Origin of the sequence: Roseibium sp. (assembly GCF_965233565.1) — a bacterium.
Taxonomy (GTDB): domain Bacteria; phylum Pseudomonadota; class Alphaproteobacteria; order Rhizobiales; family Stappiaceae; genus Roseibium.
The window spans coordinates 1,536,684-1,549,202 of the sequence record NZ_OZ247494.1 but is presented as its reverse complement, the minus strand read 5'-3'; the positions used below and the strand labels follow the sequence as shown (position 1 = coordinate 1,549,202).

At 61.1% G+C, this 12,519-nt stretch carries 8 protein-coding genes, 2 tRNA genes and 1 pseudogene; 4 read left to right on the top strand and 7 right to left on the bottom strand.

The window, feature by feature from the left end; all coding sequences use genetic code 11:
* Window positions 1-65 precede the first annotated feature (65 nt).
* On the top strand, window positions 66-1,268 hold the full coding sequence (locus ACO6TG_RS07365) for a DUF930 domain-containing protein (protein WP_422377575.1): 1,203 nt from the start codon (window positions 66-68) through the stop codon (window positions 1,266-1,268).
* A 26-nt stretch (window positions 1,269-1,294) separates the two neighbouring features.
* Here ACO6TG_RS07365 and ACO6TG_RS07360 read toward each other — a convergent pair whose 3' ends face one another.
* Together ACO6TG_RS07360 and ACO6TG_RS07355 are read right to left on the bottom strand one after the other, a co-directional pair.
* Entirely contained in the window at window positions 1,295-1,861 is a 567-nt protein-coding gene (locus ACO6TG_RS07360; protein ID WP_422377574.1) for a hypothetical protein, read from the bottom strand.
* Window positions 1,862-1,945: 84 nt separating this feature from the next.
* Window positions 1,946-2,908, bottom strand: a complete 963-nt coding sequence (locus ACO6TG_RS07355) for a M91 family zinc metallopeptidase (RefSeq protein ID WP_422377573.1) — start codon at window positions 2,906-2,908, stop codon at window positions 1,946-1,948.
* 195 nt (window positions 2,909-3,103) lie between these two features.
* Here ACO6TG_RS07355 and ACO6TG_RS07350 point away from each other — a divergent pair.
* Window positions 3,104-4,567, top strand: a pseudogene (locus ACO6TG_RS07350) (MFS transporter).
* Between the two features lie 12 nt (window positions 4,568-4,579).
* On the opposite strand, the gene ACO6TG_RS07345 reads toward ACO6TG_RS07350, so the two are convergent.
* A complete protein-coding gene (locus ACO6TG_RS07345; protein ID WP_422377572.1) occupies window positions 4,580-6,037 on the bottom strand; it encodes an MFS transporter in 1,458 nt (485 codons plus the stop codon).
* 612 nt (window positions 6,038-6,649) lie between these two features.
* Between ACO6TG_RS07345 and ACO6TG_RS07340 the strand changes: the two genes are divergently transcribed.
* Entirely contained in the window at window positions 6,650-9,238 is a 2,589-nt protein-coding gene (locus ACO6TG_RS07340; RefSeq protein ID WP_422377571.1) for a KAP family P-loop NTPase fold protein, read from the top strand.
* A gap of 13 nt (window positions 9,239-9,251) precedes the next feature.
* Here ACO6TG_RS07340 and ACO6TG_RS07335 read toward each other — a convergent pair whose 3' ends face one another.
* From ACO6TG_RS07335 to ACO6TG_RS07320, 4 genes are all read right to left on the bottom strand, one after another.
* Window positions 9,252-9,797 carry an RNA 2'-phosphotransferase gene (locus ACO6TG_RS07335; protein ID WP_422377570.1) on the bottom strand — a complete coding sequence of 182 codons (546 nt, stop codon included), beginning with the start codon at window positions 9,795-9,797 and terminating at the stop codon, window positions 9,252-9,254.
* Window positions 9,798-9,985: 188 nt separating this feature from the next.
* On the bottom strand, window positions 9,986-11,140 hold the full coding sequence (locus ACO6TG_RS07330) for a slipin family protein (protein WP_422377569.1): 1,155 nt from the start codon (window positions 11,138-11,140) through the stop codon (window positions 9,986-9,988).
* Window positions 11,141-11,536: 396 nt separating this feature from the next.
* Window positions 11,537-11,600: transfer RNA gene (locus tag ACO6TG_RS07325), tRNA-Phe, on the bottom strand.
* Window position 11,601: 1 nt separating this feature from the next.
* Window positions 11,602-11,677: transfer RNA gene (locus tag ACO6TG_RS07320), tRNA-OTHER, on the bottom strand.
* Window positions 11,678-12,043: 366 nt separating this feature from the next.
* Here ACO6TG_RS07320 and ACO6TG_RS07315 point away from each other — a divergent pair.
* Window positions 12,044-12,484: a ketosteroid isomerase-related protein gene (locus ACO6TG_RS07315; RefSeq protein WP_422377568.1), complete on the top strand. Its 441-nt coding sequence runs from the start codon at window positions 12,044-12,046 to the stop codon at window positions 12,482-12,484.
* Window positions 12,485-12,519: the final 35 nt, after the last annotated feature.

Genomic DNA, 12,519 nt, shown 5'->3' with positions numbered 1-12,519 from the left:
AACGCCGGGTTTTTTGGTGCAGGATGACAGAGTGCGAACCGCGCTTTGGAAACAAGGACACTGAATTGGCGCTTGTTGCCGACATGGACCACTTCAACGAGCCGCCCCGGCCCGATGACCGCAAGGAATTCGGCTGGGGCCTTGTGGTGTCGTTTGTCCTGCACGGCCTTGCCGCCCTGTTGATGACGGGGATCATCACCGGTCATGTGACCGAGCCCCTGCAGGATACGGTTGAAGTGGAGCTGGTGCCGCCGCTTGTAGAGACGGTGCCCGTTCCGGAAGAGGTGCCGGAGGCAGCAGCGCCCGAACCGGAACCTGCTCAGGAGGAGGAAGTTCCCCCGCCGCCACCACTGCCTCCAGCGCCGCCGGAGACCGTCGAAGCGCCTGCCGAGGTGCCGATCGAACAGGCGGTGGAAGAGTTTGGCGAAGAGAACACTGCGCCGCTGGAAACCGCTGACGAAACGCCGCCCGAAGAGACCGAGCCTGAGGAGGCCGTTGCCGAGGCTGAGGGCGAGGAGACAACAACGCCCTCCGAGCAGGACGTTGCCGAAGCGGAGCCTGCCGAAACCGATCCTGCGGGAGATGAGGCAGAGGCGGAGGTTGATACGGCTGAGGCCGATCCGTTGGAGAGCGAACCGGAAACCGCAGCCGAGACCGAAACCGAACCGGAGGAGGCGGAGAGCGTCGAGACGGCTTCGCTGCCGGTTGAAGAGGACGTAGAAGCCGCCTCGGGCACGGAAGCGGCGGAGGATGTCGGTATTGCGGAGGAAGCGACGCGGGAAGATTTCGGCGTTGTCGGTCCGATTGCAACCGATGCAACGCCAAGAGTGAAACCGGCGGCGCCCGTCCGGACGGCACGCCGTCAGGACACTGGACAAAATTCCGGTCAATCGTCAGGCGTGCCGGCGGGCATGTTGCCGGCGCGTGAACTGTTTTCCCGTGTCATTCTGGATGATCCGCGGGCGCGCAGCGACATGCGCAACATGTCCGAAGGTCAGCGGCTGAACCTTCTGTGCATGACCGAACTGCGAGCCCAGATTTCCGCGGTCAGCGCCCTGCCGCCGGAGCTGCTGCCGAGATTTCGCCCGCCGCCAGGCAATGTGCTTCAACCCCGAACGGCAGCTTTCCGTAGCCTTGGTCGCTGGTTCGACGTTGCCTTTCGTTGCGAAACGGATCGCGGCGTGACGCGCGTTGAAAAATTCGCCTTCAAGATCGGCAACGAGATCCCGCAGAGCCAGTGGCTGGAACGTGGATTGACCGGGTTTTAGCGGGCTCTCAGCAAGCGCCGACCGGATCAGCGTTCGATTGCCTCTACCGGAAAGAAGCTTGCACCGGGCGGCAGTGCCGCCGCCTCGGCCTGTTCGGTGACCTGGTATTCCAGGCCGAAACCGTAGTCGGGTTTGAAATAGCCGGGGCCGACCTGAGGCGCGGGGCTCAGCGTGGCTTCGCCGGGCTTCAGATCTGATCCGCGGATGACGCCGATCTGGAACACGATGCGTCTAACTGCTTGAGGCGTTTCGCCGAGCCGGTAGCTGTCATAAGGATGATAGGCTCTTGCCGGGTTGGTGAGCACGATTTCACCGGAGATGGTTTCACCCGGTCCAAGCCGCTGGAAATAGGGCAGTTCCGGGCTTTCCACCTTCATGCCATCCGGGATCCGCATGATGAGCTTGCCGGTATAAAGCGTGCCGTCGGCCTGGGGCATGACATAGGCGGTGCCTGGGTCGATCGACAGACTGCCGTCCGCTGCCGGTTGGTAGAGGAGGTCGGCCACATAGATATCGGTCGTCTCCGTGTTGGTCACCTGGTAGGACAGCGCGATATAGGCCGCCGTAACGGTTTTGACGGATAGGGTCAGCATGGGCGCGCGCTCCTGATTTCGATTGCAATCACTTGATCATAAATAGCCGGGCAGCGCGAGGCTGCCGTGTCCGCCGAAACGGCGTCAATAGCGCGGCCGTTGGTGCTCTTCATCATTCTTGCCGATTTCATGCTCGTCGAAATCCTTGCGGATGTTGTTTTCCGTCAGCTCGCTGTCCTTGTATTCGCCAAGGCCGACGGTCTGCAGTTCATAGCCGGGAGCCTTGCGTTTGTTGCCGTCGGCATCGGTATATTCCACTTCGCTGCGGCCATCCGTTGTGCCGTTGGCATCGTGATAGGAGTGGATCAGCTCGTGGCCGAGCCCGATGGCCGGATCGCGGGTCATCCAGTCCTCACCGTTGAGCTTGTCGCGGTCCGGGTTGAACAGCACCGTGCTGTCGCTGCCCGGCCCCGGTTTGTTGTTGGTGGTGTCATAAAGACCCTTGTTCCAGTCGGCGGCCGTTTCCGTGTTGCCCTTGCCTGCAGGGGCCTGCTTGATCGTGGTGGTCTTGTCGCTGGAATCGAGCGCCTGCAGCAGTTTCATGCCGGTCGGGGACTGGGCCAGCCGGTCGAGGGCGGCCAGAGCCTTTTCCTTGAACGCGTCGGTGCCTTCGATCTTGATGGAAGACTGGCCGTTCTTGATCTTGTTCATCAAGGCCTTGCGTTTCAGATCGGCAATCTGCTTCGGCGTCAGGCTGGACGGGGCGCCCATACCAGCTCCCCCACCGCCGCCGCCCGCACCGCCGCCCCCCTGTGTGCCGATCAGCACGGTCGGGAAGCCGGTGACGATAGCGCCGCCTTTCAGGGTCAGGTCGGTCATCCGAGCAGCCGGCAGGTTTTCCACCAGAACGGTCCAGGCGCCGGTGATGATCGGGTCGCCGCCCATGGGAGGTGGCGGGCCAACGCAGACACACAGATCGGTGATGCGTGCCTGGGGCATCATGCCGGTCAGGACCGTCCAGGCGCATTTGTAGACAATCGGCGCTGGAACGCCTGCACACATGGGGCAGGTATGCATGTCGAGAATGCGGGCTGCTGGAAACTGCATGAAACTTCCGCCGTCAGATGAACTTGCAGTAAATTTTCAGATGCGGGCCGGTTTTAGTCAATGACGCTACGTCACACTTTTACGCTTCCGGTGTAAGCTTCCGCGCAGGGGGATCGGTTTGGACAGATATGCCGACCTGAACTTGCGGCAGGTCCCTGGACTGATTTGAAACCCGCGCACGGTAATGGGGGCAGGATGGACACGGCGCATCGGAACCATGCGGGAGGCCTGCGCCCTCAAACCTATATTGAGGAAATGCCGCAATGGCGGGACGGTACAAAGGTTGAAGCATCCGTCCTGACGGGAATGCAGTGGCGGATCTGGTGGCTGGCCTGCGCGGGGAAGTTTTTCGAAGGCATGGTCATCTTCATGACCGGCATCGCCTTGCCCCTGATCGGCCGTGAATTCGGACTGACAGCCTTGCAACACGGATTGGTCAGTTCCGCGGTGCTGTTCGGCATTCTGATTGGTGCCACGGCGCTTGGCGGCCTGGCCGACCGCTTCGGCCGCCGTTTCATGTTCATCGTCGAAATGGTCCTGTTCATTGTATTCCTGCTGGTTCTTTCTGTTGCTCCCGGACTTGTCGTGACGTTGCTGGCACTCTTCGGTATCGGCCTGGCGCTCGGCTGTGACTATCCGACCGCGCATATGGTGATTTCGGAAAACATCCCGGCGCGGGCCCGCGGGAGGATGGTTCTGGGCGCATTCGGCTTTCAGGCGATTGGTGCCATGTGCGGCACGGGGATTGCGTTCCTGACGCTGACCTGGTTTCCGGACCTGCATGCCTGGCGCTGGATGTATCTGGTGGCCGTCCTGCCGGCTGCTCTTGTGCTGATCGGCCGCTTTTTCGTGCCGGAAAGTGCCAGTTGGCTGATGGTGCAGGGCCGTGTGAAAGACGCCGAGGCCGCGCTTTTGAAGCTGCTGCACAGGCAGCCGGTTTACCCGGCCGAGATCAAACTCGCGAGGCAAGCCGGCACCGGCGACCCGGTGCAAGTCAGAATTGGCCTGAAACACTTCCTGCGCGACCGGAAGCTGCGCCGCGCAACCCTCTTTGCCTCCTTACCCTGGTTCCTGCAGGATCTTGGCACTTAAGGCATCGGGATTTTCACACCGGTGATCCTGGCCAGCGCGATCGGTGCCAAGCGAGCCCATGAGGGTTCGGTGGCCGATCTCGTTTACAACGATCTTCTGGCGGCCAGGGGAGCAGCGCTGATCGACGTGCTTCTGATTGTCGGCATCCTTTTCGCGATCGTTCTCACCGACCGGCTCGGCCGGGTCAAACTGCAGGTCATCGGGTTTCTGGGCTGTGCTGCCGGGCTGGCCATTGCCGCGGTCAGCGGTGCTGTTGGCCCGGAGTGGCAGATCCCACTGATTTTCGCGGGTTTCATGCTGTTCAATTTCATGACCAATCTGGGACCGAACGCCCAGACCTATCTGATCGCGGGGGAGGTCTTTCCGGTTGCCTATCGCGGTACCGGGGCCGGGTTTGCGGCCTCCTTCGCGAAGATCGGCGCGGTGATGACCGCGTTCCTGTTCCCGATCTTCCTGAAGGACCATGGCATCGGCACACTGCTAACCGCTCTGGTGGTGACCTCGGTCCTGGGCGCCGTCGTCACCTGGTGTTACCGCATCGAGACGCGCGGCGCGCAACTGGACTGACAGGCCGCGCCGTCAGTCCAGGACCCGTTCCCGCCGGATCAGCCGTTGCCGCAGCACCAGCATGGCGAGGGCAGGAACCAGCGCAATTCCGGCATTGAGATAGTATATGGAGGCGCCAGACTGGATGACGGCATCCCTTGTGACCAGGGTTGCTTCACCCGGTGCAACAAGCCCTGTCATGATGGCGAGCAGGCCCGTTAGTCCGCCGCCAATGGCGATGCCGGCAGAGGAGATGGTCGGCAGGATCGAGGAAACAAGGTTCTGGTCTTCCCCGGTCGCACCATACATCAGCGAACGCATCAGGATCTGGTTGCAGAGCCCGTGGCCGGCGCCTGTGACGATGGCAGCCAGTGCGAAGGCGGGAAGCGAGGCGTTGTCGATTGCCAGGGCTGTCAGGGTCATGCCTCCTGCGATCAGGAATGGTCCCAGCGCCAGATAAAGGAGTTCGCGCTGGCGGTCGGGTGCCCGAGACGAGATGAAGGCAAAAAGCGACCAGGAAAAAGCCAGAAGGGCAGCAACATAACTTGCCTGGGTGACGCTCAGGCCCCAAAGCACCTGACCGATCGTGGTGACAAAAATCGCGCGTACTGCGGCGGCCACCGAGATCAGGATGACGATCCAGGTGCCAAGGCCGATGAGTGTCCGGATGCGGAAGGCGTCACGCGGGAAGAGCCGCCGGGGGCTGGCCGCATCAATCCGCAACAGTAGTCCGGCGACGGTCAACCCGGCCAGGATTGTCAGGGCCAGAGGCAGGGGCTCATGCAGCTCGCCGATGACGGTCAAAAGGAAGATGCTGACGGCGAGCAACGCAAGCCGCAGCACGAACCGGCCATGCCTGCCCTCATGGCTGGCCGGGGCCACCGCAGGAGCGGTGCTGGCGGGCAGGGCGGTGTTCATCAGCACAAACAACAGCACGACCAGGGGCAGGTTGACCAGGAAGGCCGCGCGCCAGGACCAGAGTTCGGACAGGAGGCCTGCGGAGACCGGGCCGAGGCCGGCGGCCAGGGCCCAGACCCCGGCCAGAAGCGCAAACACGCGGGGCACAAGCGTCTGCGGGAACAGATCGGGGATCAGCGCATAACACAGCGCGATGATCATACCTTCGCCAAAACCCTGCAGCGCCCGGCCTGCAATGAGCCCCTCAAGAGATGTCGACAGGCCGGCCAGAACCGAGCCGCCGGCAAGCAGCAGCGTGGCCACCAGGAAGGGCAGGCGGGCGCCGAATTTGACTTTCGAGGCGCCGGTCAGACAGCCGGCGAGGATGGCCATCATCTCAAAGGAGGAAAACACCCAGAAGGCGCGGTCCTGGCCGCCGAGGTCGCGAATGATGTCCGGCAACACGGCGGTGGTGACAAACCCATTGATCGCATGCGAGCCGACCCCGAGCATCAGGGCCAGGGTGCCGGCGGCGCGGTCCGGGGAAAATATGGATTGGCTGGCGGGCAATGGCGCTGGCGACGTGACGGTCATGGCAACCTCAATAAGAAAAGATTTTTCTTTTTATATGCGGGTGCAATCTATAAAGAAAGGAAATTATTTTTTTATTTTGCGGATGATCCTGCGCTCACCCTGACCCCGCGCCCAATCTCAACCTGAGGAAGCGCGTGAGCGCTGTTTCGAAGGATGGGCAACAGGTTCGGAGCTAGCCTCCGATCCTTCGAGACGGCCCTGCCGGTCCTCCTCAGGATGAGGTTGAGTGTGGGGCGGAGGGGTTTCAATAGGCTCTGGCGGCACGTCCTTGCGCTCAAGGGCCGGTTAGGCCCGCCCCAAAGCAACCAACTCCCAGTCATCCCGGCCTCGAGCCGGGATCCAATGGCCGCGCCGCGCTGGCTGGCTTTTGTCGGACCTGGGGACCTCACGCATCTTTTGGACCAAGAAGGATAAAGGCTCTGGAAAGGATTGGACCCCGGATCGGGTCCGGGATGACCCGGAAGGAGGTTGGGGCAGGGGTTGGCAGCGCCGTTGGTGTCTGCCGGACTGTTGTCGAACGTCGGTGGTTGTGGCCTGGTTGTGCCCATTTGCAGTTGCAGTTGCCCCAACGCCTTGCCAATCTGAAGGTCGGATGCAGCGGGGGCGAAAGACATGGACGCTCTGTATTTTGAGAAGCCTGATGATGTCGGCGAGTTCCTGGTGGAGCGACCGCCGGAATGGGCTCAGGTGATTGCGGTGCGAATGGCGCTGCGGGTGTTCCCGCTGGTCTTGCGTGGTGCTTCTGTTCCGGATGAAGCACTTGAGGCCGACCAACGCAGGAACTTGGTGCTGCAGATCTTTCGGGCTCTTTTCATTTCCCGTGTCGCCTGTTTCTTCCAAAAACCGGAGCTTGGCTCCTTTGCGATTTACGAGGCGGCCGCCAGTGCCGTCGACCGGGTCAGCCAGTCACAATCCGAAAGCGCTCCAGTTGAGTTGGTGGCAGGTGTGGCCGCCGCTAAAGCGGCAGCATATGCAGCTCATTTAGAGATCGCCTCAGCATCATCTGCAGATATCGCCGACGCGGGAAGACTGGCGGCCCAGACTTTCGCCAATTCGTTGGGTTTGGAGCATGAAGCTGCACTGGTATTGAATTCGATTTCAGCCGACTGCCTCCGTCTCCTGGGAGACATGGCTCCCAGCGATCTCGTCCGCCAGCCGTTGTGGTTTGAGGAACTGGCCACAAGCGAGTTTACCGCCAACCAGCCCGCCTGGCTTGTTCGTGCATTCGAGACTTTCGCCAACAGCGAGTGGTCCGGCACGGTGGCCTGCCGGCTGATCTCCCAATGGTACCAGGACCTGGTTCCCATCGAAGGTGACGTTTCCAATAGCGCCTTCGGAGAAGAGGCCGATCTTGCCATTGCGTCCCAGCCTGCCGAGTTCTGGAAGGCGACCGATGACAGGGACACAGGTGCCATTTGGGAGGATCTCGAGCTGCTAAGCCGGGGGGGCACGTTGGAGCCCAGGCGAAAGCAGGCTGACGACGACCCTCAGGATGATGAGACCGATGCCGGCGGGACGCCGGACGATCCCGAGACCGATCCCAAGGACGAGAAGGAACCGCCCGCCGAAATCAATGTCGCTGTCCAGTTCGACCAGTTTGCCCGCAAGGACGAGCTGGGCCGCAAGCGATTTGCAGAAATCCTGGCGGCACGGATCGGTGAGCTGCATGGAGGCGGCGGGCCGGACGGACTGGCGGTGAACCTTCACGCACCCTGGGGAGCCGGCAAGACCACGGTCCTCTATTTCATGAAAGGCTTCCTGGAGGCAGAGGAGCTGCCTGAAGACAAGCGCTGGGTGGTGATCGACTTCAATGCCTGGCAGCACGAGCACCGGCGACCGCCCTGGTGGCCCTTTCTGGAAACCGTCAAGAGCCAGCTGTCGGATCGCCTGACGGCGCAGAAACGCCGTACGCGGGCCGCAGAAGTGCGGCACGCCTGGAACGAATGGAAGTTCAAGGCGGAGGCCTTTCCCATTTTTGTGGTTCTGTTGGTCGTTGCAATTCTCCTGACCCTCTTCCTGTCCGGCAGCAGCGATGTTTTCAAGACGGTTCTGGGGGCCGTTGGCGGCGTTTTTACGCTCCTGGCGACAGTCTCGCTTTATTCCCGCAAGGCCTTTTTCGGATCGGAAAAGAGCGCCTCGCTCTACCACGACTTTGCCAGCGATCCCCTGGAGAAGCTTTCGGTGCTGTTCAAGGACATGATCGAGGCGGCGGACGCGCCGGTCTGTATCTTCATCGACGATCTCGACCGCTGCCAGAACGACTTTGTGGTTGAATTCCTGGAAGGGCTGCAGACCTCCTTCCGGCACCGGAAAGTCGCTTATGTGGTGGCTGCCGACAAGTTCTGGATCAAGACCAGCTTTGAAGACAAATATGCGAGCTTCTGCGAAAAGACTGCCGACCGGACCCAGCCGCTCGGCTATCAGTTCCTGGAAAAGATATTCCAGTTCAACGTGCCTTTGCCGGGCATGGCGGCGTGGAAAAAACGCTATCTGGAAGCGCGGCTCGGCCTGATGGGGACCGGTTCCGGCGGTGCCGGGGCAGGCGATCTTTCTTTCGCTGGAACAGGAACGGGAACCGGAAACGGCACCGGAACAGGCCTGGGCACGGGCGACGCCGCGCTGCCGGACGAACAGGTGGAGGATCTTGAAGTCGAACGCCTGCGCGGCGAGATCCGTTCGACGCAGCCCCAAGGCCTGACGCATGAGACGGTCAGGATGTTGTCGACGGGAGACGGCAGCGCCAATCCGGCCTTTCAGGCGGCCTTGGCACTGGAATATACGACCTCTGCAGCAGCTCAGCGGGAGGCGGAGCACTTTCTGCTTCAGTATCTGGAATTGCTGCCGGACAATCCGCGGGTGATCAAGCGCATTATCAACGCCTTCGGCATGTCGGTCGCAACAGCCATCCTGGAACAGCAGGCGCTTGACTATGACGTGCTGACCCGCTGGACGATCCTTGAGCAATGCTATCCGGCGGTCGCCGATGAACTCACCGGAGATCCCGGCCTCGCTGATCAGCTTCTGGCGGTCGATGCTGACGGAGGTGAAGACCTCTCCAACCTGACCGACACCCTTGTCGCTTTCTGCGCAAAGAACATGGCAGTGAAACTGCTCAAGAGCGGCGAGGTTGCCGTACTGACACCGCAGGTGATCCGGCGGCTGACACGCGGCTTTACCGAGGAGGAGGCGGAAGCTGCCTAGGCGCGCGGCCGCCTCACATCCCGGTCAGTTCCAGAAAGTCCGGCGGAACGCTCTCCGCAAGCCAGACACCGTTGTCGGTCCGGAAAAAGACATGGCCGGCGTCCTGCATCACACGGGCAGCGACTTTCAGAACTGCCGGTTTGCCGTGGCGCATGCCGACCTTCACGGCACTGGCGGTGTCGGGAGAGAGGTGCACGTGATGCCGGTTCATCGGTTTGAGCCCTTCGCTCAAGATGAGCGGCAAGGTTTTCGTGGCCGTACCGTGGTAGAGAAATTCCGGCGGTGTCAGCGGGGCAAGGCCAAGGTTGATCTTGACGGAGTGTCCTTGCCGGGCGCGGATCTTCGTGCCGTCTTCGGACAGTTCGAAGCGCTTCTTGTCATTGGTGTCGACCACCCGTTGCAGCTGGGTTCGATCGCAGACTAGCCCGAGACGATCAAAAGCACTCAAGACCTCAGCGACATTTGCCCAGCCGTCTTCGGTCAGTGTCAGCCCGGCGTCCTGGGGTTGATGTCTCAGCCAGAGGGCGAGGCGTTTGGAAATCTTTGTATCTGTTTTCATTGTCTTTTCTTCAAATAGATTTGGTGTTGCGAGCGCAGGTTGCTTCCGCGGCTCTGTCTTTGTCATCCCGGTTTGCCGTGTTGCGGCAAGACCGGGATGACAAACGAACGGCAAGGTGTCTTTCGGCTGGAATGAACTGGACCGCACGCAAGCAGAAACGGCGCGGGAGGTCCCGCGCCGTTCCCGGCTCAAGCAGCGCTGTCGTCGCGCAGCCGGACGAGGTCGTTCATCAGGCCGCCGGTGCCGTTGTGGACCGTCAGCTGATCGACCTTGCCGGCAATGGTCTCCAGAGCTTCCAGCTCCTTGAGGCGCAGCATGACCGGGTTTTCGGCCATGACCCTGGCTGTGTTCAGAAGCGAACGGGTCGCGTTCGTTTCTTCCCGGCGCCGGATCACGTTGGCTTCGGCTTCCTTTTCCGCCGTCACCACCTTGTTGAGGATCTCGCGCATTTCACCCGGCAGGATCACGTCCTTCAGGATGATGTCGCTGACCTCAACGCCGATCGCGGCCATGTCGGTTCGGATCTTTTCGGCCGCTTCCGCATTGACCTCGCCTTTCCTTTCCAGGATCTGGTCGAGCTTCAGCGCGCCAAGCTGCTTGCGGAAAACCACCTGCAGCGCCCGGTAGAGCGTGTCGGCGAAGTCCTTGACCTCGGTTGCGGCCTTCACCGGATCAACAACGCGGTATTCCGCGCTGAGGTTGATCCGGATGGTGACGCGGTCAAGGGTCAGGACTTCCTGACCAGTGACGTCGAGCGCCTGACGCTTCAGGTCGATGACCTTCTGCGTGACCGTGCGGCCGGCCTTCCAGAAAGCATGCACACCGGCTTCCAGCACCTTGGTCAGGACACCGTCGATGAAGAGCAGCGCAACGCTGCCCTCCGTCACCGGCGCAGTCACGACCTGATCCGTCAGACGGGCTTCGCCCAGCCGGCGCATCAGCTTCCGCGGAACGGCCGGTTCCGCCTCGGTGTCGATGAGCGTCGAGGTCCACGGGCCGGCAGCGGTCCACAGCACAAGCCGCTGGTCCGGTCCGATCACCATGGCGATCCGCGTGTCCCGTTCGACGATGGCGATTTCGCCAGGACCGGTCCGGACAACGGTCAGGTGCTCTTCGGCAACTTCGGGAAGCTTATCGAACAGCGCCTTCTCGTAGGCAGACCGAAACGTGGGTGTTGTCAACGCGTGGCGCTCGACCACCAGAGTGCCACGGCCGTTTTCAAGGCTGTGTTCTCCCGGTCCGAGAATGCCCCGGAGTTCGCCCTTGCAAATGTGCAGGGCCCGCTCGGTTTCTGAAATCACAACGCGGGTGCGACCGCGGATCTTGTCGAGAAAAGTCGTCATGTCGATAATCCTTCCATTGCGCTAAGGCACTTGGATGTCCTTTCTGTGGGTTGAAGTCTGTTGGGGGTTGAAAGAAGCGGCTATTCCATAAGAAGGGCCGGGGTGAAAACTTGAATAAAAAGAGAGACCTGAAGAAAACACGAGATCTCCCGACGGGCGTTGGGTCAGCGGGCATCGCGGCGGCTACGCGGGTCACGCCCGTTCGAAAACAGACGGTTCCGGCGCGATCGCGGCAAAGCCTTCACACAAGGCCGGGCGAGGGCACCTGGCATCCGCAAACCGGGATACGCCGGGGCGCAATCCTTGCCTGCGTCTGCAAGTTCTCTTCAGGTCCCGTTGAAAGACAGCACCTAAAGCTGTTGGCTTGTCAGGCCAGTCCGGGTGTGAACCGGGTGTTGGAGCGGGAGTCGAACCCGCGACCCTCAGATTTTCAATCTGATGCTCTACCATTGAGCTATCCATGGAGCGCAGAACAGGAGTCGAACCTGTTGCCTCCGGGCCACAAGGCCCGGCGTTCAACCGTTGAACTTCATGCGCGGCAATCCGATCCGCCAGAACAGCATCCGGACATGAAGCGGCAGGGCCGGATCATGCGGGCGGCAAAAAATAGCCGAACCGTTGATGTCTGCGCCAGCATGGCGACCGGTGAAAAAGTGATAACGCCAAAACGGCTGCCGCCGCAACTGACAATTTCATGACAAGTCTGATTTGTTGCCAACTGGTAACAGTGTGTTGTATTTTTGCAACTTTGCTAAGTTGGGGTGGCCGGGTGGAGGTTCTCATTGATTGCTTTGAAGCAGTTTCGGTGAAGAAGCGTAAACCGCTTTCCGGTGACCCACTTGCGCACGGGCTGGCGCGCAGGCAAACTCGCGGTCAAATTGCAGTTTGCGGCAGTGAGGACCCATGGCCAACAAGCAGTCCCGGTTTCTGATCGACACATATTTTGCAGCCTTCAATGCGGGCGATACGAAGAAGATGGAAAGCCTGGTCGCGGAGGATTTAATCCACGACGTCAATCAGGGCGAAAGGCGCGTTGGCAAGGACGCGTTCTGGTCGTTCAACGTGCACATGACCCGCTGCTACAAGGAACGGCTCACCGATATCGAACTGTTCGTCAACGAGGAAGGCACGCGGGCCGCTGCCGAGTTTGTGGTCAACGGCTCCTATATCGACACGGACACCGGTCTGCCGGAGGCGAAGGGGCAGACCTACAAGTTGCCGGCGGGCAGCTTTTTCGAGATCCGCGACGGCCAGATCGCTCGCATCACCACCTATTACAACCTTCAGAACTGGATCGACCAGGTGAAGGAAGGGGAAGGCGAGAAGGTGGCCGAAGACGCCTGAGGAGGGCGCTTCATACCGGCCGGGTAGTGCCCTGC

Coding starts and splice junctions, on each gene's coding strand:
- ACO6TG_RS07360 (WP_422377574.1), bottom strand. CDS start 1,861: ATGCTGACCCTATCCGTCAAAACCGTTACGGCGGCCTATATCGCGCTG.
- ACO6TG_RS07335 (WP_422377570.1), bottom strand. CDS start 9,797: ATGAAAACAGATACAAAGATTTCCAAACGCCTCGCCCTCTGGCTGAGA.
- ACO6TG_RS07355 (WP_422377573.1), bottom strand. CDS start 2,908: ATGCAGTTTCCAGCAGCCCGCATTCTCGACATGCATACCTGCCCCATG.
- ACO6TG_RS07345 (WP_422377572.1), bottom strand. CDS start 6,037: ATGACCGTCACGTCGCCAGCGCCATTGCCCGCCAGCCAATCCATATTT.
- ACO6TG_RS07330 (WP_422377569.1), bottom strand. CDS start 11,140: ATGACGACTTTTCTCGACAAGATCCGCGGTCGCACCCGCGTTGTGATT.
- ACO6TG_RS07315 (WP_422377568.1), top strand. CDS start 12,044: ATGGCCAACAAGCAGTCCCGGTTTCTGATCGACACATATTTTGCAGCC.
- ACO6TG_RS07340 (WP_422377571.1), top strand. CDS start 6,650: ATGGACGCTCTGTATTTTGAGAAGCCTGATGATGTCGGCGAGTTCCTG.